The following is a 21,125-nucleotide window of genomic DNA, read 5'->3' as shown; positions in this document are numbered from 1 at the left end:
CGAGTTTATTGGCAATCATATGCTGTTGGCCACCGCGTTGGTGGTGTTACTGATTGCGTTGGTGGTTACGGAAAATAAACGGGGTGGGCAAAGCGTATCCACCCATGAAGCAACTAAATTAATTAATCGGGAAAAGGCCGTCGTGCTGGATTTGCGACCGCAGGCTGAATTTAAAAGCGGACATATCGTTGACGCCTTAAATATTCCTTATACCAGCCTTTCAGGCCATCTGACAGAGTTGGAAAAATATAAAGACCGCCCCATCATCTTGGTTTGTAAAATGGGTCAACACTCCGGTGCGGCCGCCAAAATACTCATGAAAGCAGGCTATAATCAAGTTACCCGTATGGCAGGCGGCATGGCTGAGTGGGGTTCATCTAATCTGCCGGTGGTGAAAAGCTAAACACGCACTTTTATGTCGGCACTGGTCAAGATTTATACTACAAAGTTTTGTTCCTATTGTATTAGAGCGCGGCGGTTACTCAACGACAAAGGTATCGAGTATCAGGATATTAGAGTTGATGAGGATATCCTGCAAATGCAGGAAATGGTGAGATTAAGCGGGCGTCATACGGTGCCGCAAATCTGGATTGGTGAACGACATGTGGGTGGTTATACAGATCTCAGTGCCTTGGATGATGCTGGCGAGCTAGACGCCCTTTTAGCCGTTGAATAAACAAAATTTAATATTCAGTAGAAAATTAAGGAAATTGATATGGCAGATAATGAATCGACTAATGACGCGGCAACAACAGAAAACTCAGCACCGCAACCCCAGTTTGGCATGCAGCGGATTTATATCAAGGATCTCTCCTTTGAGTCGCCGCGCGCTCCTGTTGCCTTTCAGGAAAAATGGGCGCCACAGGTAAAACTGGACGCGAATACTAATGCCTCCAAAGTGAAAGACGACTTGTTTGAAGTGGTGCTAACACTGACCATCACTGTGACCAATAATGATGAAACTGCTTACCTGGCTGAAGTGCAACAGGCCGGATTATTCTCCATTAAAGGCTTAGAAGGTCCCGCGATGGAGCATACGATAGGCGCTTTCTGCCCTAATATACTCTTCCCCTATGCGCGCGAAGCGATAGACAATCTGGTGGTAAGAGGAAATTTCCCACCCATGCATCTGGCGCCCATTAACTTTGATGCAATTTTTGCCGAAGCCAAGAAGCGTCAGGTGGAGCAGGGTGGGGCTGACGCCCAGAAAGAAGCGGGCACCACACACTAGTCTGATTGCGGTTAACGGCCGTCTTTAAAGCCGAGTTGACGCCAGGCTTCGTAGGTCAGAATAGCAACGCTGTTGGAGAGATTCAGGCTGCGGCTATTGTCCAACATTGGAATGCGTAAGCGTTGATGTTCGGGTGTTGCGTCCAGAATGTGCGTCGGTAAGCCTCTGGTTTCTGGGCCGAACATAAATCGGTCGCCAGCCGCAAAGCGGGGTTCGCTATAGTTTTTGCTGCCTTTGGTGGTGAGTGCATAGGTTAAGCCGGTGGGCTCAGTATGTTTCGATTCAGCACAGTAGTGCTGGTAGTTATCGTAGAGCTTGACCTCGGCCCATTGATGATAATCCAGGCCCGCACGACGTAGTTGTTTGTTGTTCCAATCGAACCCCAGTGGTTTGATGAGATGTAATTGGCAACCGGTGTTGGCGCAAAGTCGAATTATGTTGCCGGTATTTGGTGGGATTTCGGGCTGATAAAGTACAACATGAAACATAAAAAGTATTTGTCCTGAATAAAGAAAATAGAAAGTGCGCCGATACAGGGTTGCATAAGAGCTGAGGTATTTTGATCATCAATACCTGTCTCCCGTCCCACGTATCATATGCGACGCGATAACGACGTGACAACAAGGGGTAGAACCATATAAAGCTTAACAGAAATGACGTTCGGTTTAAGCTAACAAGTACGGCTGAGTAAATGGCAAAGTGGCGAAGGCACGCTAAGCTGTCAAAACAATAATAAAGCTCGTGAAGGAGAGAATATTGCTGGGTCTTTTTAAAAAGAGTGGCAAGCTTAAAGGGTTAGTGGGGGTCAGTGTTGACGCTACAGGCATTGCTGTCGCCCATATCGAGGGCTCCAGTGCAGACAAAATTCAATTAAAAGCCTGTGAATATGGTGAGTGTCAGGGTGCTAAAGCACAACTTGAGGTGCTCACCCAGCAAGTAAATAAAATGGGTCTGCAGGGTGCGTCCGCCAACTTTATCCTAAGTCCTTCCCAATATAGCCTGCTCTTGATTGAGCCGCCGGAAGTGCCGGAAGAGGAATTGACGCAGGCAGTCCGCTGGCGAATTAAAGATTTAGTTGATTTCAATGTCAATGAAGCGGCGCTTGATATCGTTCGCTTGCCAGCCGATGCTTTTCGTGGCCGCCAACAAATGATCTATGTTGTTGCGGCAGCACGCGCAGTAGTTGATGCAGCTGAGGATTTAGTCAATAACGCGGGCATGCAACTGAAATATATTGATGTTGCTGAAACCTCCCTATGCAATTTACTGAACGGTTTTGATACGGAAAGCCATGGTTGTGCGTTGATGTTCTTGAAGCGGGGCGAAGGCATCGTCAATCTGGTTAAAAATCATTCGCTCTATCTAACCCGCAGAATTAAAGCGGATCTCACTGCTGTTGACCCTCAGGAGCTAGCAAGTTCCAACGCCTTCAACCACCTGCTGTTAGAAACCCAGCGTTCTCTGGACTATTACGAAAGCCAGCTAGGACAAATTCCGGCAACTGAATTGTTGTTGCTGCCTGTTGGCGAATTGGGTGGGGCTTTGGGGGATGCGCTCAACGCTAATTTGGGATTAAACGCTCACATGCTTAATTTACCTGAATATTTGCCAGGTGCTGAGGCGCTTTCGATGGAGTTTCAACATCAGTGCCTGCTGGCGATTGCGGCAGGGCTGAGGCGGGAAGCACTATGAGTCAGCAGATTAACCTCTACGAGGCGCGCATCGAGACAAGTTTTTGGCAATGCTATGCACCCTTTCCGCAAATTGCGCTTGGGTTAGCGATGATATTGATGCTGGTTTATCTGTTTGCGTTTTGGGAATACCGGGATTTGCGTACCGAACTGGAAAGAGTGACAGCACAGCAAATATCAGAAGCACAACGGCTGGAAGAATTACGTCAATCTATGCCGCAACCGGGTATTGACCCGAAGCTCGAAGCGGAAGTGAATCGATTGGCTGCAAGACGGCAGGAGAAAGTCTTGCTGCTGAAAGCGTTAACTCAGGATAGAGTGGGCAATGACGGAGGTTTTTCAAGCTATCTGGAAGGGTTGGCGAGGAGGCATGTGGACGGCTTATGGTTGACTAAAATTGAGTTGACGGATGGGGGCATACATTTGGGTCTTGATGGTCTTACCGGGCGTCCGGAATATGTACCACAGTTAATTCAGAATTTAGCACAAGAGCCGGTATTCGAGGGAGCCCAGTTTGATATTTTTAGTTTGGCTAAGACCTCGGAAGCTCAGGCCTCTATGGTTTTTAGCGTTCGGGCAAAAAGCGATAAGGCTCAGAAGCAGGGAGAAAATTAATGTCTGCCGGGCTAGAAAAAATAAAGCAACAGTTTGAGAACATGAGTACCCGTGAGCGCAATATAGTTATGGTCGCCCTGTTGGCGCTACTGGTGTTCTTATGGGATCAGCTGTTGTTTTCGCCGTTACAAAGAAGTTCGGCTAGCCTGCGACAGCAGATCAGCGTAACGCAATCCAAAATAAATGAAGCAAGTACGGAAATGGTACTCGCTCTGAAAGCTGTTGCCGAAGATCCTAATCAAGAATTAAAACAGCAAAAACAACAGTTAGAAAAAGCTCTCCAAGAAGCGAATCAGCGCATTGACGGGTTAACATCAAGGCTGATAGCGCCGCGCCAAATGGCGGAGGTGCTAGAGCAGGTGCTGCGTCAAGAAACGCAACTGAGACTGGTCAAGGTGACCAATATTCCCGGTCGGCAAATTAGCGCAAACCTCCAACAAACGGGTAGTACTAACGCATCCACAGCCCAGCCGGATGAAGATAAGGTCGTGCTTTATCAGCATGGTGTGGAAATGCTGTTAGAGGGTGAATATTTTCAAACATTGCGTTATTTAAAGGCGTTGGAAGAGCTACCTTGGCAGGTTCTTTGGGGTGAACTGGAATATGAGGTGCAGGACTACCCACGTGCCAGTATTCGTTTGCAGATCAATACCCTCAGTACCGATTCCGGATGGATAGGGGTATGAGGGTGCTAAAATTTTCTATTGTCTTAAAAATTGTATTTAAAGCTTGTGCAGTGGCGGTTTTGGCCGCTCTTGTTAGTGCGGTTATCGCGGCGGAATTAAAAGACCCAACGCAACCTGCCTATTATACGGCGGGAGATAATGCCTATTTGTCACGCCTGCGGGAAAGCTATCGGCTGCATTCGGTATTAGTAAGTGCCGGTCGGCGCATCGCCGTGATTAACGGTAAGCGAGTGCGCGAAGGTGAAAAGGTGGCTGAAGCGGTTGTGCAGAAAATCAGTAAGTCGAGCGTTAGACTGGCCATACCTGGTGCTGTTTTTGATATTAGTTTGGCGGGTGAGAATGTTAAAAAAATTAATTAAGAGCTTCTCTCAGATGCTTAAAGTAGAAGGGTAGTGCGGAGACAAATATGCAGAGGATAACCCAAGGGGCAGTGCTGTTGATGGCCATCATGCTGTCAGGTTGCCAAGTAATCAAGACCGGCCCGGCCAAAGACACATCCTCGGTGCGACAGATGGAACAGGAGCTGGAGGCGTCGCTAGAGCAGGCTAAGGCGAAACCTGATAGAGCGACACCACCGGATTCGGTCAATCAGGCCTTAATCCCACCTTTAGAACTGGATCGAAGTTTATCTGAGCCGGTCGAAGACCGCTTCGATATCGCCGTTGATCAACTGCCTGCCCGTGACTTTTTTATTGGTTTGGTGCGTGATACCGCCTATAACATGGTGGTTCACCCTGGGATTACTGGCAATATTAGCTTGGAACTGAAGGATGTCTCAGTTGCTGAAGTCATGCAGGTCGTGCGCGATGTATACGGCTACGATTACGAGCAATCGGGGAATTTGTTTCGAGTGTTGCCGACCGGAATGCGGACCCAAATTTTTAAAATTAACTATCTTAACGTTAAGCGTAATGGCTCCTCGGAAACTCAGGTGAGTGCTGGACAGGTGAGCAGTGTTGATACCTCTAAAACGGGTACGGAAAACGATCTGGATAGTGATAATTTAAGTGATACCGGAGGGGTGCGCGCGGTGGTTGGGACACGCATCAAAACAGAAACACAAGCAGATTTTTGGAATGGTTTGAGCGCGACTATCAGCATGATTGTCGGCGGGGGTGAGGGGCGGTCGGTGGTTGTGTCCCCGCAAGCGGGAATTGTTGTGATCAAGGCTTATCCGGCGGAGTTGCGGGCAGCACAGGAGTTTCTCGATAAAGCCGAGCTGTCGTTGCGACGTCAGGTGATTTTGGAAGCAAAAATTCTTGAGGTTCAACTTAACGAAGGGTTTCAAGCAGGTATTAATTGGGCAGCTGTTGCCCAGGTTGGTCGTGATAAAAATATTATTTTTGGTAATGGTTTGACGCAGGGAAGTCGTATTATCGATTCGGATGGTTCGGCTTCGCTAAATGGCTCCATTATTAATGTGCCTAATTTGCAGACAGACTTATCTGGTACTGATATTGGTGGCGCTTTTAGCGCGGCGCTGAATCTGAAGGACTTCAACGGCCTGATTGAGCTGCTAAAAACTCAGGGTACCGTGCAGGTGCTGTCAAGTCCGCGGATTTCTACTGTCAACAATCAAAAGGCCGTAATCAAGGTCGGCACCGATGAGTTTTTTGTCACCGAAGTATCATCGCAAACCACCACCACCACAACCTCTTCGACACCAACGGTTGATGTGGAATTAACGCCCTTTTTCTCCGGTATTGCACTCGATGTTACGCCGCAAATTAGCGATGAAGGCGATATTATTTTGCATGTGCATCCAACTGTCAGCGAAGTGGTTGATCAGAGTAAAACTGTCGCTGCACCAACCGGGCAACTGACCTTGCCGTTGGCGCTGAGCACCATTCGGGAATCCGATACGATTATTCGTGCGCGTAACGGCCAGGTTGTGGTAATCGGCGGGCTGATGCAAAACAGTTCGACCGATGGCAATGCCAAAACGCCTGGGCTTGGAGACGTCCCCTTTTTTGGTAACGCCTTCCGCCAAAAACGGCAGGGCTCCACCAAGAGTGAGCTAATTATTTTGTTACGGCCAGTTGTTGCGACTGACGAAGCTTGGCAGCACGAGATCGAAAAAAGTCGGGAAAACGTTAAAGGTTTACGCGAAGCGATAGAACCTGGGTTTTTTAAGTAAAAACCCTAAGATGAATATTTCTGACCTGAGTTTGCGATACTGCCTTACCCGAAGCGGGGTGCGGTGTTGACAGATATTAATAATAACACGACAGATCTATTGAAAAACCATGTACCTACAGCATTTCGGCCTCAATGAAATGCCCTTTTCGCTGACGCCGAACACACATTTTTTTCTCAATGTGGGTAGTCACAAAGAGGCAATGAACCTGCTGCTCGTGGGCCTGGATAACGCTGCCGGTTTTATCAAAATTATTGGTGAGGTTGGCACTGGCAAAACCATACTTTGCCGTAAACTCTTGAACAGCTTGGATGAGCGTTATGTAACGGCCTATATCCCTAACCCACATTTAACGCCCGCAGGGATGCGCATTGCCTTTGCCGAGGAGTTGGGGGTGACTGTTCACCGCAACGAAGGTCAGCATGCGGTGTTAAAGAAAATCACCGAGCGGCTCATTGAACTCGCGCAACAGAATAAACTGGTGGTTTTGCTGATAGATGAAGCCCAGGCGATGCCGGAAGAAACCATCGAGGCACTGCGGCTGCTGACTAACCTGGAGACGGAAACGCAAAAGTTATTACAGGTGGTGCTCTTCGGACAGCCGGAATTGGATGAATTATTGAACCGTAAGTCGTTGCGTCAGCTTAAGCAGCGTATTACGTTTTCCTGTTACCTTAAGCCACTGGAATTGGAGACGTTGGATCGTTATATCACCCATCGCATGTCGGGTTCTGGCTACAATGGCGAACACCTGTTCAAACCTGCGGCGCTGAAACTTTTGCATCGTGCATCAGGTGGTGTGCCTCGGCTCATTAATATCCTCTGCCATAAGGCGCTGATGGTGGCTTATGGTAAAGGCGACCATCGCATTGAAAAAGCCTATGTCCAACGTGCTATTCAGGATACTGAAGGGGTCGCTTCAGTGATAAGCGCGTCTAGCTATGCCCACTGGGGCGCGTACGCAATACTGCTGTTATTGGCGGCCTGCGGTGTTTTCCTCGCCGGTCGGATGGCACTATGAGTTTGATAAACGATGTGCTTAAGGATTTGGATGATCGCCGGGCTGGCGGTGAGAGCTTTCAGCAAAGCCATGCTGGCGGAACCATTGCGCCAGTACGGGAGAGATCATCTCAGCTTAACTGGCATCGTCTGCTGTTGCTCTTGATTGTATTGGTGGGTGTGTTGGCCTTAGCGGTTTTCCTTTACCAGCTTTATGGGAGTTACCAGCAGCGCCTGACGACAGCCGAAGCGCAAAATCAAGAAGCCATGGTGTTGCTGCATCCGGCCGTAAAGGCGCAAATAACTCCCCCCACCGCTACTCAGGTCGCTCCGGAGCAAGCACAGATTAGCGCTGTGTTTGTGACACAACTGGAGCAAGGGGCTCGTATAGAAGTGCAATTAACACAAAAGGTAGAGCATCAGGTAAGTGCGCTGAGCCAAACAGAGTTAATGATTAAGTTGCCCAATACGGAATTAACCACGTTGTTACCCAGTGTTGCCGAACACCCATTGGTGGATTCGCTGGATGTAGCGAGCGCGCAGCGTGGCCTGATTTTAAAAGTCACTTTAGCCAAAGCTGCGAATTTTCAGACTTACCTGTTAGCTCGTGGGCAGTATTATGCTCTGGTGTTGGATCTATTTGCCGTACCTGAAATGGCGAATCTATCGAGTCCGGTGGTTGCGACAGAATCTTCGTCAAAGGTTCCGACAGACTTAGAACCCGCAGCGACGGAACCCAAGGACAATGTTCGGCCTAAAGCGCAGGCGCTTGCAGATGAGGGCGGCTCTTTCTCTGAGGTTGATCCAGTGCAGATATCTGGTAAGACGCAGCAGTTCAGTAAAACTACCAGTATACCTTCTCTTGCAGAGCGTGATCGAAGAGCAAGCCAAAATGCGTTAAACCAAATGCGATCCGGTCAGGCGCAGGCGCAAATGGCCGTGACGGAATTGCAGCAGTTTATTACGGAAAATCCCACAGCGCAGCAGGCGCGTGAGACATTAGCGGTTTGGGCGTTATCACAGGCTAAGTTGGAGCTGGCGGAAAACGTGCTGTCCGAGGGAATGCAAATTTCGCCTCAGCACGGTGCCTATATCAAATTACAGGCTCGTTTGCTCAGTGCGCGTGAGCAACAGGCTGAGGCATTGGCTTTATTGAATAGGAACTTGGTGCAGAACAATCAGGATCAAGAATATCTGGCGCTACTGGCATCGCTGTTTCAGCAGCAGGGGCAGCATGCGCGTGCGATAGAAGTGTATCAGGTCTTACTGAAAAAGGATGCGGAACAGGCGCAGTGGTGGGTCGGCAGTGCTATTTCTCTGGAAGCGCTGGAACTTAAGCAGGATGCGCTGAGAGCCTATGTGCAGGCAAGGCGTATCCCTGGAATTGATGCTAGGCTTAAGAAGTACGCTGAGAGCAGAATACAGGTATTAAATTAAACTGATGGAATTATGACAGAACCAAAACGAAAATTGAGACTTGGCGATTTGCTGGTTCAGGCGGGTGCTATCACTGAAGAGCAGTTGATGACGGCGCTGACTGAACAAAAGAAATCAGGTATGCGGCTAGGTCGTGCACTTATCAGCATGGGCTATGTTGACGAGGATAAGCTGTTGAACATTTTGTCGCAGCAGCTGAAATTACCCTATATCGATCTTAAAAATTTTAATTTTGACGAAGACTTGGTTCGGCGTTTACCGGAAACCTTAGCCCGCAGATTTCGCGCCGTGATTCTAAAAAAACAGGGTGGCGGTCTGTTAGTAGGCATGAGTGATCCTATGGATATTTTCGCCTATGATGAAATTTCACGGGTCCTGGGTGTGTCGGTTGAACAGGCTGTGGTGCGCGAATCCGAGTTGTTGGAAGCACTCGATATGGTCTATCGCCGCATCGGTGAAATTTCCAGCTTAGCTGAGGAGTTACAGGATGAATTGGGTGAAGATCAATTCGACTTAGGTCAACTTGCCGCGACCGGAGATGATAACGAAGCACCTGTGGTGAAGTTGCTGCAATCCATCTTTGAGGATGCGATGCAGGTGAAGGCCTCAGATATTCATATCGAACCGGATGAGACAGTCGTGCGGGTTCGGCAACGGATCGACGGTGTGTTGCAAGAACATGTGATGAAAGAGCGTCGCATAACTGCCGCGCTGGTGTTGCGATTAAAACTCATGTCAGGCTTGGATATTTCCGAAAAGCGCGTGCCGCAGGATGGCCGTTTCAGCATTCGTGTGAAAGGTCACGATGTGGATGTGCGGCTTTCTACCATGCCGACGCAGCATGGAGAATCGGTAGTAATGCGTTTGTTGGATCACTCCGAAGGTGCTATTAACTTAGAGCACTCAGGGATGCCTAAGGATATTCTGGCGCGCTTCCGCAAGCTTATTCATCGACCGCATGGGTTGATATTAGTGACGGGACCTACCGGTAGTGGTAAGACCACTACGCTTTATGGCGCATTAACTGAGCTGAATAAACCACAAAAGAAAATTATTACCGTCGAAGATCCGGTGGAGTACCAACTAGAGCGGATTCAGCAAGTGCAGGTGAACACTAAAATTGGCCTGACCTTCGGCAAAGTCTTGCGGGCAACCTTGCGCCAAGACCCTGACATACTCTTGGTGGGAGAGATTCGCGATAGTGAAACTGCCGAAATTGCCTTACGTGCTTCCATGACTGGCCACCTGGTACTCTCCACTTTGCATACCAACGATGCGGTCACCAGTGCTATGCGTTTAATCGATATGGGCGTGGAAGGCTATTTAGCCGCTGCATCTTTGCGTGCGGTTATTGCGCAACGCTTAGTGCGTCGTGTCTGTGATATCTGCAGTGCAGACTATGAACCGGATGTGCAGGAACGGGTATTATTGGAATCAGTGATGGATAGTCGTGACCTGGAGCGTGTCCAGTTTAAGATGGGCAAGGGCTGCCAGCATTGTAATCATACTGGCTACCGAGGGCGCATAGGGGTGTTTGAAATACTTGAAATTAACGCGCCAATGGCGGATGCCTTGCGTAACAACGATACTTCAGCTTTTACTAAAGCGGCAATAGCGAGCTCGGGATTTAAACCACTGATTTACGCGGCGCTTGAGTATGCCGAACAGGGCATTATTTCAGTGGAGGAAGTCTTCCGGGTTGCGGAAGAGGTCGATGAGGCGCCGGAAAATATTGAAGCCGGAATTGTCGAGCCCTCACTATGAGTAAAGTGAATCGCTAAACTATGGCTAAATATCAATACAAAGGGCGTGATGCGCAGGGGGCGTTGATCACCGGACAGTTGGACGCAGTTAATGCTGAGGCGGTAGCGACGCAGTTAAATAGCCGTGGCTTGATTCCGCTAAGCATCCAGGAAGTTGCTGCAGCGGCAGGTAATTCCTTTGATTTTGCCAAGCTGTTTCGCAAGCGCATCAGTGTGGAAGAGCTGATTATCTTCAGCCGCCAGATGCATAGCCTGAACAAAGCTGGCGTACCTATTATCAGGGCGCTGCGCGGTTTGGCGGGGTCGATTAAAAATGAAACCCTTAAAGAAACACTTTACGATGTCGCGGATACGCTGGAGTCGGGGGTGGATCTGGCTTCTTCATTGAATCGGCATCCGGAAATTTTTTCACCTTTATATGTCAGTGTGATCCATGTTGGCGAAAATACCGGGCGTTTAGATCTCGCCTTTAAGCAAGTAGCGGGCTATCTTGAGCTGGAACGAGATACCAAGAAGCGCATCGGTGAAGCAACTCGATATCCGCTCTTTGTCATCGTTGCCATTGTCATTGCCATCGGTGTTATTAACGTACTGGTGGTGCCTGCCTTTGCCAAACTCTTTAGTAGCTTTAACGCGGAACTGCCCTGGCAAACACAGTTTTTGATTAGCTGCTCCAATTTCACGGTCAATAACTGGTATTGGCTACTGCTGGCGATCATTGGTTCTATCCTGGCCTGTCGCTACTATATAGCCACTGATATTGGCGGTTTGAATTGGGATCGCATGAAGTTGCGGATACCCCTGGTGGGCGGAATATTTGAACGTATTAATCTGGGTCGATTTGCCCGCACCTATGCCATGGTGGCGCGGGCAGGTGTGCCTATCATTCAGGCATTGAATGTAGTGGGCAGTGCGGTTGGCAACCGCTACATAGAAAGTAAAATTAATGCCATGCGCACACGCATCGAACGGGGTGAAAACTTTTCCCGCGTGGCGCAAAATAGCGGTATGTTTTCTGAATTAGTATTGCAGATGATCTCGGTCGGTGAAGAAACTGGTACCATGGATGACCTTTTAGACGAAGTGGCCGATTTTTATGAACAGGAGGTCGATTACGACCTAAAAAGCCTAGGCGATAAAATTGAACCGATACTGCTGTTAATAGTCGCTGGTATGGTTTTGATATTGGCCTTGGGCGTATTTCTGCCAATGTGGGATTTATCGAGCGCGGTTAAAGGGCGTTAATGACGAAAGTGAAGGAAAAGAAAAACTCTTATTTAGAGCTGATACTGGCAATTACACTAGTGTTTGTTTTTATCGCTATGGCGTTAAAAATGTTAGTACGTTTTGCGGTCGATGCGGAACAGATGGCGATTGCGGAAGTTGTGCAAAACCTGGAAAAGGCGCTGACTAACCTGACCGCGGAGCATCTGGTGGTCAACGATATGGCGGGATTGTCGCGCTGGGATGGTGAGAACCCAATTAAACTGCTGACCATAAAACCTGAGAACTATGCAGGTCAATACACCAACCTGGAGAACAAACCAGCAAGTGGCAATTGGTATTTTGATTCCAATCGTAAAAAGTTGATTTATGGCGTTAAGCATAAAGGTTATTTTAAGGTACAAAATGGCGCTAAAACGCAGGCAGAATATCAACTAAAGTTCATTTATGCCGATAACAATGGTAATCGACAGTTCGATGCCAAAGTGGATGAAGCGCAGGGGCTTAGGCTGGTGTCGCTGAATCCCTATGAGTGGGTGAATTAGAAAATCAGGAGGGGTTTGTCGGTGCGAGGATAATATCATTTTGATATTTAACCGCATATTATCAGAAAAATTATGGGAGTAAATATGCATAACCAAAGAGGGAGTAGGCTGCAGGGCTTCACCCTGGTCGAGCTTGTCATCGTCATTGTCATTCTGGGGTTACTGGCGGCCACCGCTTTGTCCCGTTTTCTTGATGTCACCGACGAAGCAGAAGCGGCCGCAGTAGAGGGTGTGGGTGGCGGCTTTGCTACCGCCGTTGCTATTGCTCATGCACGTTGGATAGCGGATAAACACAGTCCAGGCACACCTAATATTCAGATCAACCTGGAGGGCAGCAATATCAACATGAACGAAAATGGCTGGCCGGCAAATACCGACACTGTTGGCGCAGGTTTGAACGACCAGAATGAGCAGGAATGCCAGCAAGTTTGGAACAGCCTATTACAAAGTCCGCCTTCTACCTCCGTTGCCGCTGCCGATAGAGGCAAAGCGCGATATCACGTTACCGTGGTAAACGCTAACCCAGACGTTTGCCGCTATGAGCTGGCCAGTGTGCCGGCGGCAAACCCACCCTCACACCGTATTGAATATAACGTGGGTACCGGTCAGGTCATCACCACAGTACCTGATCTATAAAGAACGAAAAAATTATTTGTAACTAACTGAATTTAAACTATAACTTTAGAAGAATTTGGAAGAAACTCATGAACTTAAAGGCAGAGGTAAAAATGCAGAATCAACAATCAGGTTTTACTCTGATCGAGCTGGTCGTGGTCATCGTTATTTTGGGTATTTTGGCGGCAACGGCGCTGCCGAGGTTTGTGGATTTGACTGGGGATGCAAACCAAGCTGCGGTGGAAGGGTTTGCCGGAGCAATTAACGGCGGTAATAATATTAACTATGCGACTTATTTAGCTAGAAGAGTTGATACGACCACGGCTGTTGATGCTGCAACTGGAAGAACTGCTCAAGTAGTTCAAACAACTGGTGGCTGTACCTTAACAGTAGCAAACAACCTATTACAGGAAGATATGCCTACCAGTCCAGCTTATGCAGTAGCAGGAGATACTACAGCTTTAGCATATGGTGCAAATAGAACCTGTACTTTGACAATTACTGGTTCCGGTGTAACTCCAGTTAATTTCACAATCACTGGTGCAGATTAAAAAGGTTTCCCGTTAATTGAGCGCTTTCTTTTTGTTTGAGGGCGCTCTTTAGCTCTAAATGTATAAACATTCTGGTTTCACTCTCTTAGAATTAATAGTCACCATCGTAATTGTCGGTGTACTTGCAGTGACGGTGGCTTCACGATTTGCGAATGAAGATACCTTCGCAGTAAGAATCGAACAGGAAAACCTGATATCCACTCTTAACTTGGCACAACAACTGGCCATGACAGGTCGTACTATCGCCTTTACTATCGATGCGGATAATAAACGTTACAGCCTGACCGTCGATGGTAGTGATTATCAGGTTGCAGGTGTTTCCTACCCTCTCCATTTTCAGGATGAAGTCAGCAGTATTACAGCGTCGACGGCGCTGCCGCTGGATTACAGCAATTCGCTCGGACAAACTACGGAAACTACCTTTACTATCAGTAGCATTGGTGGTGATTCCTTGTGCGTAATGGTAAATAATTCAGGGTTCGCGCGTGCTATTACTTGTCTGTAATTTTTATCGTACTCCTCCAGCTTTGAAACGATTGAATACCCAAAGAGCGCAAGGTCTGCATCTGTGCAAATCCGTATCCGCGCGGGGCTTTACGCTGATCGAGTTGATTATATTTATCGTCATTATTGGTATTGCCACTACCGGACTGTTTGCGGCGTTGAATCAACATAACCTCTCCAGCGTCAACCCCCTTTATCAGGTGCGTGCGCTGGAGCTGGCGCAGTCGACCCTGGATGAAATACTAGGCAAACGCTACGATGAGAGCAGTCCGAATGGAGGCTTCCCACCTTGCGACTCCGGTGAGCTGGGGATGTTGCCCTGTACCCTAGCTGGCAATCTGGGGCCGGAAGAAGGTAGTGTAGATGGATATGATGATGTGGATGATTATGCGGGCTACACGCCAACCTTGGTTGCCCCCTACGTTGGGTTTGGGTTAACTGTGACGGTGCAATATGCCGGAGCAGATATCGGGCTGCTTAGTAATCAGGCTAAGCTGATTCAAGTGACCGTGACACCACCGGTGGGCGCGCCGGTGGATTTAAGTGCCTATCGAGCGAACTTTTAGGTGGCAGGGTGACATCCAATAAAATACACACACAGGTCGGCTTCACCCTGATTGAATTAATTATGGTCATCGTCATTCTGGGGATTCTCGCCTTGGGCACCACGCGCTACATCGTGCAGAGCATGGAGCAATACACCCAGTCCGCCGATCGCGCAAAATTAATAGCCGCTGGGCGCATCGCGGTGGAGAAAATGACCCGGCGTTTACGTAACGCGTTACCCAATAGCGTGCGCGTGAGTACTTCAGGCAGCTGCATTGAATATTTTCCTGTGTTGGGGGCAAGTTCATATGAAGGTGTATTACCTGCATCGGTCAGCACTTTAATCACGGCTTCTTTTACGCTCTCTAGTGCAGCACAAAATTATGCGGTGATTGCCGCGCTCGCGCCGAGCGAACTCTATAAAGACAGCTATAGCGCCAGCGAAGTCATCGCACAAACGACGATTACGGGAACCGGCGCGCGCACCGATATTCCCTTGCAAAGCGAGCATAGTTTTACCCGCACTTCACCCACGCAACGGGTTTATCTCGTCGGTAAACCGGAACGTTTTTGTGCATCGAGCAATGCGCTGACTTTTTATGCCGGTTATAACATCGACAACACCTTTGTCGAAAGTAACCCCGGCGGGACGGACACTTTGATTGCTGAAAATATCGATATAACCGATCCACAGGTGTTTGAGTATGTGCCCGGTACGCAGGTGCGAAATGCACTGGTGAATGTGTCGCTGAATCTGCTGAGAAGCGGCGATCCCGTTAAAATCAGTCATACAGTGCAGATACGAAATGTGCCCTAGCCAAGCTGCACAGCGGCCACCCATGTTTCGTCAGGCTGGTTTCAGTCTGCCGATTGCCGTATTCATTCTGGTGATAATGGCATTATTGGCGGTGGGGATTGCGCAGTTATCATCACGCAGCAATCTGTCAGCGACTCATGAAGAATTATCCAATCGTGCTTTTTATGCGGCGGAAAGCGGCGCATCCTGGGCTATGTCACGATTATTTTTTAACGCCTCGGGACCCGCTGATAGTACTCATTCCAATTTAGAATGCACTGCCATTGGTGCATCCAGTAATTTGAGTTTTTCCCAGGCGGGACTGTATTCCTGTAGTGCGGTGGTCAGCTGCGTCTCACAGTCCGGCAGTAATGCCAGCTATTATACAATTAATAGTCAGGGGAGCTGCGGAAGCGGCCAGGTACAGGCCATTCGTAAGCTTGAGATCGGCGCAAAAAATAACTAAATGGACAATAGATGAAGCGTCTTCAAATAGTACTCACAGGATTGTTAATGCTGGCGTTGTCAACGCTGAGTATCAACGCCAGTGCAGATACTATGTGTGCGAATACGAGCTCTACAGCGAATAGTGGAACGCTTTATGATTCCGGCGGGCCGGGGGGTAACTATGGCAATAGTGAAAACTGTAGTTTTCTAATTCAACCCTCTGGCGGTGGCACTATCACCCTTAGTTTTTCCCAATTTGATACGCAAAATGCCGATCAACTCAGAATTTATAATGGAGCCAATGCCTCTGCGCCCTTGTTAGCGACCCTCAATGGTAGCTCGTTACCCTCGGATGTGGTGGCAAATTCAGGGGCAATGTACTTAGTGTTCACCAGCAACCCTGGTGGCAACCGGGCTGGGTTTACGGCGGCCTGGTCGGTTGCTTCTCCAGCGGCAACATTGCTCGCTCACTACAAATTCGATGTTTGCGACTGGGCGACCACGGGCGTCGCTGGCGACAGTGTCGGTAGTTACGATGGCGCGGTTAGTGGTGCCGTTAGTAGAGATAGTACGGCCACATCCGGTATCAAACCGGACACCTGCTCATCTGCGTTAATGGCGGGTGGCGCGATCGATATTAACGGGTTGCCAGTGAATACGACATCCGGTGCTAAAACCAGTGTTTCCTTCTGGATGTATTGGAGTGGCGCCAACAGTGTGATGCCGATCGGTTGGGGTGGCCACGATCTCTGGCTGGTGAGCGGTTCCTTCGGCTTTAATACCGGCAATAGCGATGTTTACGGTATCGCTTCAGCCGGTTTGGCCGATGGTTGGCACCATGTAACGGCGGTTTTTACTAACAATAATGTCACCGCCAATAAGCTCTACATCGATGGTGTGTCGCAGACGCTGACTCAACGACAGAGTTCACCCAATAACTCGGTAGCGGTGGTGGATCCTCATTTACGGATCGGAGGATGGTGGCGAGACAATGGCTACCGCTTCTCCGGCAATATTGATGAAGTCAAAGTGTACAGCGGCGAGGTAACCCAGGCTCAGGTCAATGCTGATCTCACCTATGTCAGTGCAACCTGCCCGACCTGTGTGCCGCCGCCTCCGGTTCCGGCGGTATTGGTGGCGGAGTACGATTTTGATGGTGACTGGCACCTAAGCGGTACCCTTTTAGATGCCGTGGGTGCGGCGAATGGCACCCAAACCGGAGCGGTAACGCGGGTTGATGCGCCAGCCAGCGGTGGTAAACCCAATACTTGCTACGCGGGGGAATTCAACGGTGGCGCATTTGATATGACTGGGCTGCCTGTTTCAACGGCCTCTGGAGATACAACCAGCGTTTCATTTTGGATGTTTTGGGACGGCACCAATAGCGTAATGCCGATGGGTTGGCAGTATCATGATTTATGGTTATATAACGGTGCGTTTGGCTTTAACTCCGGTGCGGGTGATATTTACGGGGTTTCATCGGCTAGTTTAGCCAACAGCTGGCATCATGTGGCGGTGGTCTTTACCAATAATAATATGACCAATAATGAGATCTACATTGATGGTGTCGCGCAAACTTTAAGTCAACAACACAGCTCACCGAACAATAGTAACTCGGTGGTTAATTCGCATATGCGTATTGGTGGCTGGTGGGGTTCAAATGGCTACCGTTTTAGTGGTCGATTGGATGAACTGAAGGTGTATACGGGAAGTATTTCTCAGGCAGAGGTCTTGGCAGACAAGGATAAAGGCTGTAACGACCCTGTCGCCTGGTGGAAAATGGATGAACCGGCATGGACGGGCGCTGGCGCCGAACTATTAGATGCTAGCGGCAATGGACATGACGCGAGTGCCGTCAATGGGCTGGTAAATGATGATTTGAGCCCAGCCAAGCTGGGAAGTCCTGGCACCTGTCGTTATGGCGATTTTGATGGAGTAAACGATTATATTGCAGTGCCGGGATCAGTGCCGAATTTGACTGGTGATTTTACTATCCTGAGTTGGATTAATGCTCGTGAATTGGGCAAGGATCAACGTATTTATGCCGATGATGAAAACAACTCGGGAGGTTTTGCCTTTAGCCTTGGCGACGGTGGTGATGGCCGCTTGAGATTCTTTTCCAGGAATGTCTCGCCGATAATAGTAGATACACAGAGCGCCGTCATTAGCGCCAATACCTGGCACTATGTCGCGGTTGTGCATAATGCGGCGGCCAAAACCCGACAAATTTATGTGGATGGAGTTGCGGTAGCGCTCAGTACCGGTGGCACCAGTTCTACCTATACTGGCACCTGGGGTAGCGATCCAGGCAGTGCTAGCATTGGTGGGGAAACGAATAGCGCTGGCGGTGAAGCGGTAGCTAATTGGCGCTTCAACGGCTTTATCGATGAAACACGAGTGTATCAGGGTGCGTTATCGGCAACGGAAATCGGTCAGTTGATGAATGAAACCCACCCCTGTGCCAATTCGCCTGTGGCGGAATGGCGTTTCGATGAGGGCAGTTGGTCGGGTGTCGCCAATGAGGTGGTGGATTCCAGTGGCAGCAATTACCATGGCGTTGCTGTTAATGTTTCCACGGTTGGTGGGGTGCTCTGCAAAGCGGCAGACCTTTCTGCAAACAGCGCTTCTGACTATTTATCCATGAACAGCCAAGCGATGAATGGGTTGGAGGATTTTACCCTGGTTGCCTGGGGAAAATCCTCCTCTATCAACGGTTTTCAGGCGATTGTTTCAGGGGCAAGCGGAACCTCGCTGGCAGCTGCTAATGAGCTGGTCATGTTGTTTGATACCGCCAACCGGTTTACGCCGATTATTTCTGAAGAGCTTTTTAATGACACCGGCGATATTAGCCTATTGTCGGCACCAAACGATGATGCCTGGCATCAATTTGCCTGGACCCGTGAAGCGTCAATTCGTGAAAGTTGTTTTTATATGGATGGAGTACTACAGGGCTGTGTTACCCACCCAGACAGTAACGATTCCGATCCGCTGAGTATTGTGGCGGGTGGTCTGATTATCGGCCAGGATCAGGATACGCTGGGCGGTGATTTTGATGCTAGTCAGGATTGGGAGGGTCTATTGGATGAAGTCATGGTGTTCAATCAACGCTTGAGTGCGACTGATATCCAGGCCGGGCGTGCTAACATTTTAGCGGGTAATAATTGGGATGGCACATTGCGCTCCTGCTCGGCGGTGGATCATTATGCGATCAGTTATTCGGCAACGCCTGGTATTACCTGCGAAGCGCAAACGGTGCGCATTACCGCCCACGATACGAACCATGATCCGGTGGCACCCAGTAGCAGTACTCAGATTACCCTGTCAACGGGGCCTGCGGCAAATGGTTGGGCCTTGAAAGCAGGAGGCGGTAGTTTTAGTAGTGGGCCCGGTGCGGGACAGGCGCGCTATACCTTTGATGGTACAGAAACTGTTGTCGAGCTGTATCTGACCCAGACCACAGTGACCACCAGCCCGCATATTGATATCGATGTGGACGACGGTACGGCTAGCGATATTGATGGTTCGTTAGAAGACCCAAATATTGCCTTCGTTGATGCCGCATTTCGTTTTTACGCCAACGGCACAGCGGAGACTATAGGGACGCAAATATCCGGAAAATCCTCCGCCGTAGCGCCGGGTGAGCAAGTCTTGCAATTGCGCGCAGTACAGACCAATACCGATACAATGGCCTGTGAAGGGGCGTTAAGTGGCAGTAATATTCCTGTAGAGCTCGCCTTTGAATGCAACAACCCGACCACCTGCAAAACTAATAATGGTGTAGTAATTTCTGCGGCGCAGACCTTGGCGATTGAAGGCAACCCCAATGGTTCGGTGGTTAGTTATCAACCGGTCAATATGAATTTCGATGCGTCGGGCGTCACCAATTTTAGTTTTAATTATCTGGATGCTGGTGAAATCCGCCTGCATGCCCGCAAGGAGGTGACGGCCTCCGCTCCAGATCCCGCGTTTATTCTGAACGGTGCTTCCAATCAGTTTGTAGTGAAACCGGCGGGCTTGTGTGTGGAGGCGACAGAAGCTGCTTCAGTGTGTGTATCAGGCAATGCCAGCTGTTCCAAGTTTAAAAAAGCCGGCGAAAATTTTGATTTGAATGTGCGTGGAGTCACCTGGGAGAGCGCTGCGGATACGAATTTCTGTTCTGGTGTTGGCGGCACTAACGCTACGACGAAGAATTTCCAACTAGCGAGTATCGGTCTGGCACCAAGCTTGGTCGCGCCAAGCGGCGGCGCAAATGCGACCCTGGGTGTTACTACCGTTACCATTGACGCAGCGAGTAACGGTTCCAAAACGCTGACCAATCAAACTATCAGTGAAGTGGGTGTATTTACTATTTCCGCGAACCCACCGCAATATTTGAATGAAAATTTGGGGCTTTTCACCAGTGCCAATATTGGCAGGTTTATTCCAGATCGCTTCGAACTTTCCGCCGGAATTGTCACCGAAGCTTGCGCTAGCGGAGGTTTTACCTATTTGTCTCAGGATTTCACGACGAGTTATACACTGACCGCGAAGAATACCGGTACGGCGACCACAGTGAACTATCGTGGTGGTTTTATTAAACTGGATGCGACGCTTGGTGCATTGGATTACGGCGCGATCGATTTAGTCATTCCCACATTATTTCCTACTCGACTTACGGAAACTGGGCTAGCTACCTTTAATTGGCATGACGACGGCACCGGTGATGTAAGCTCCACCCTTAATTTAGCGCGAGATACGATGGTTGATGGGCCTTATTTGGCCCAGATTGGCGTATTACCAACAGATGATGATGACGTAACCGTGATTCTGGCGAGCCGAGATTTGGATGTGGATAACGATGCCACGAATGATCATGTCAAACTGGGAGAAACGGTACAGCGTTACGGCCGAATGGTGGTGAATAACGCCTACGGACCGGAACTGTTGGACTTGGATGTGAACTTGCAGTCGGAATATTTTGATGGTGCACAATTTAAGCTGAATACCGAAGACAGCTGTTCTAGCTATATCAAAACAGATGCGACGCTATCGAACTATACGGGTGATTTGGCGGGTGTTGCCCCGGTAAATGTTATAGAACCTAGTGTTTTAACGGCTATGATCAATGGTAGAAGTCCTCGTCTGTCACCGCTGCTATTGGAGAAACCCGGCGCTGGCAATGATGGAAATGTGACAGTGACTCTGACGGTGCCCAATTGGTTGCAGTTTGATTTTAATGGTGATTTAACTCCCGAAAATCCGTCTGGGCTGGCGACCTTTGGTCACTATCGCGGGCATGATCGGATTATTTATTGGCGAGAAAAATTCCAATAGAAGTTAGTGGGGCTGGCGGGTTATT

21 protein-coding genes are annotated in these 21,125 nt (G+C 49.1%); 20 read left to right on the top strand and 1 reads right to left on the bottom strand.

Annotation, left to right across the window (positions count from 1 at the left end):
* Window positions 1–19: 19 nt before the first annotated feature.
* Genes H6995_13225 through secB form a run of 3 tightly spaced genes read left to right on the top strand, consistent with a single transcriptional unit; the run spans window position 20 to window position 1,231 of the window.
* Entirely contained in the window at window positions 20–403 is a 384-nt protein-coding gene (locus H6995_13225) for a rhodanese-like domain-containing protein (GenBank protein ID MCP5215960.1), read from the top strand.
* Between the two features lie 12 nt (window positions 404–415).
* Entirely contained in the window at window positions 416–676 is a 261-nt protein-coding gene (gene grxC, locus H6995_13220; protein MCP5215959.1) for a glutaredoxin 3, read from the top strand.
* Between the two features lie 39 nt (window positions 677–715).
* Window positions 716–1,231 carry a protein-export chaperone SecB gene (secB, locus tag H6995_13215; protein MCP5215958.1) on the top strand — a complete coding sequence of 172 codons (516 nt, stop codon included), beginning with the start codon at window positions 716–718 and terminating at the stop codon, window positions 1,229–1,231.
* A gap of 11 nt (window positions 1,232–1,242) precedes the next feature.
* On the opposite strand, the gene trmL is transcribed toward secB, so the two are convergent.
* A complete protein-coding gene (trmL, locus tag H6995_13210) occupies window positions 1,243–1,719 on the bottom strand; it encodes a tRNA (uridine(34)/cytosine(34)/5-carboxymethylaminomethyluridine(34)-2'-O)-methyltransferase TrmL (GenBank protein MCP5215957.1) in 477 nt (158 codons plus the stop codon).
* Between the two features lie 268 nt (window positions 1,720–1,987).
* Here trmL and H6995_13205 point away from each other — a divergent pair, with 268 nt between their 5' ends.
* The 17 genes from H6995_13205 (at window position 1,988) to H6995_13125 (ending at window position 21,100) form a co-directional block, all read left to right on the top strand.
* Window positions 1,988–2,923 carry a hypothetical protein gene (locus H6995_13205; GenBank protein ID MCP5215956.1) on the top strand — a complete coding sequence of 312 codons (936 nt, stop codon included), beginning with the start codon at window positions 1,988–1,990 and terminating at the stop codon, window positions 2,921–2,923.
* Complete coding sequence (locus H6995_13200) at window positions 2,920–3,537, top strand: PilN domain-containing protein (GenBank protein MCP5215955.1); 618 nt, start codon at window positions 2,920–2,922, stop codon at window positions 3,535–3,537. The genes H6995_13205 and H6995_13200 overlap by 4 nt, the downstream gene beginning before the upstream one ends.
* Complete coding sequence (locus H6995_13195) at window positions 3,537–4,223, top strand: hypothetical protein (protein ID MCP5215954.1); 687 nt, start codon at window positions 3,537–3,539, stop codon at window positions 4,221–4,223. Before H6995_13200 ends, H6995_13195 begins: the two co-directional genes overlap by 1 nt.
* Entirely contained in the window at window positions 4,220–4,582 is a 363-nt protein-coding gene (locus H6995_13190) for a hypothetical protein (protein MCP5215953.1), read from the top strand. Before H6995_13195 ends, H6995_13190 begins: the two co-directional genes overlap by 4 nt.
* A gap of 47 nt (window positions 4,583–4,629) precedes the next feature.
* Complete coding sequence (gene mshL / locus H6995_13185; GenBank protein ID MCP5215952.1) at window positions 4,630–6,360, top strand: pilus (MSHA type) biogenesis protein MshL; 1,731 nt, start codon at window positions 4,630–4,632, stop codon at window positions 6,358–6,360.
* 109 nt (window positions 6,361–6,469) lie between these two features.
* Window positions 6,470–7,381, top strand: coding sequence for an AAA family ATPase (locus H6995_13180; GenBank protein MCP5215951.1), 912 nt, complete (start codon window positions 6,470–6,472; stop codon window positions 7,379–7,381).
* Complete coding sequence (locus tag H6995_13175) at window positions 7,378–8,796, top strand: hypothetical protein (protein ID MCP5215950.1); 1,419 nt, start codon at window positions 7,378–7,380, stop codon at window positions 8,794–8,796. Before H6995_13180 ends, H6995_13175 begins: the two co-directional genes overlap by 4 nt.
* A 12-nt stretch (window positions 8,797–8,808) precedes the next feature.
* The gene (tadA, locus tag H6995_13170; GenBank protein MCP5215949.1) at window positions 8,809–10,560 is read left to right on the top strand and encodes a Flp pilus assembly complex ATPase component TadA; all 1,752 of its coding nucleotides are present in this window, start codon (window positions 8,809–8,811) and stop codon (window positions 10,558–10,560) included.
* A gap of 20 nt (window positions 10,561–10,580) precedes the next feature.
* Window positions 10,581–11,804 (top strand): type II secretion system F family protein, encoded by a 1,224-nt coding sequence (locus H6995_13165; protein ID MCP5215948.1) that lies wholly within the window; start codon window positions 10,581–10,583, stop codon window positions 11,802–11,804.
* Window positions 11,804–12,328: a hypothetical protein gene (locus H6995_13160; protein MCP5215947.1), complete on the top strand. Its 525-nt coding sequence runs from the start codon at window positions 11,804–11,806 to the stop codon at window positions 12,326–12,328. The genes H6995_13165 and H6995_13160 overlap by 1 nt, the downstream gene beginning before the upstream one ends.
* Window positions 12,329–12,400: 72 nt before the next feature.
* On the top strand, window positions 12,401–12,964 hold the full coding sequence (locus H6995_13155) for a type II secretion system protein (protein ID MCP5215946.1): 564 nt from the start codon (window positions 12,401–12,403) through the stop codon (window positions 12,962–12,964).
* A 92-nt stretch (window positions 12,965–13,056) separates the two neighbouring features.
* Window positions 13,057–13,494, top strand: coding sequence for a type II secretion system protein (locus tag H6995_13150; GenBank protein MCP5215945.1), 438 nt, complete (start codon window positions 13,057–13,059; stop codon window positions 13,492–13,494).
* Between the two features lie 58 nt (window positions 13,495–13,552).
* Complete coding sequence (locus H6995_13145; protein ID MCP5215944.1) at window positions 13,553–13,999, top strand: prepilin-type N-terminal cleavage/methylation domain-containing protein; 447 nt, start codon at window positions 13,553–13,555, stop codon at window positions 13,997–13,999.
* Window positions 14,000–14,054: 55 nt separating this feature from the next.
* A complete protein-coding gene (locus H6995_13140) occupies window positions 14,055–14,564 on the top strand; it encodes a prepilin-type N-terminal cleavage/methylation domain-containing protein (protein MCP5215943.1) in 510 nt (169 codons plus the stop codon).
* An 8-nt stretch (window positions 14,565–14,572) separates the two neighbouring features.
* A complete protein-coding gene (locus tag H6995_13135; protein MCP5215942.1) occupies window positions 14,573–15,361 on the top strand; it encodes a prepilin-type N-terminal cleavage/methylation domain-containing protein in 789 nt (262 codons plus the stop codon).
* Window positions 15,351–15,806 (top strand): pilus assembly PilX N-terminal domain-containing protein, encoded by a 456-nt coding sequence (locus tag H6995_13130; GenBank protein ID MCP5215941.1) that lies wholly within the window; start codon window positions 15,351–15,353, stop codon window positions 15,804–15,806. The genes H6995_13135 and H6995_13130 overlap by 11 nt, the downstream gene beginning before the upstream one ends.
* Before the next feature lie 11 nt (window positions 15,807–15,817).
* A complete protein-coding gene (locus H6995_13125; protein ID MCP5215940.1) occupies window positions 15,818–21,100 on the top strand; it encodes a hypothetical protein in 5,283 nt (1,760 codons plus the stop codon).
* The last annotated feature ends 25 nt before the right edge of the window (window positions 21,101–21,125 follow it).

The organism is Pseudomonadales bacterium (assembly GCA_024234615.1).
Taxonomy (GTDB): Bacteria; Pseudomonadota; Gammaproteobacteria; order Pseudomonadales; family IMCC2047; genus JAJFKB01.
Note: the sequence above shows the minus strand (reverse complement) of the source record. Positions and strands in the feature narration are given on the sequence as shown.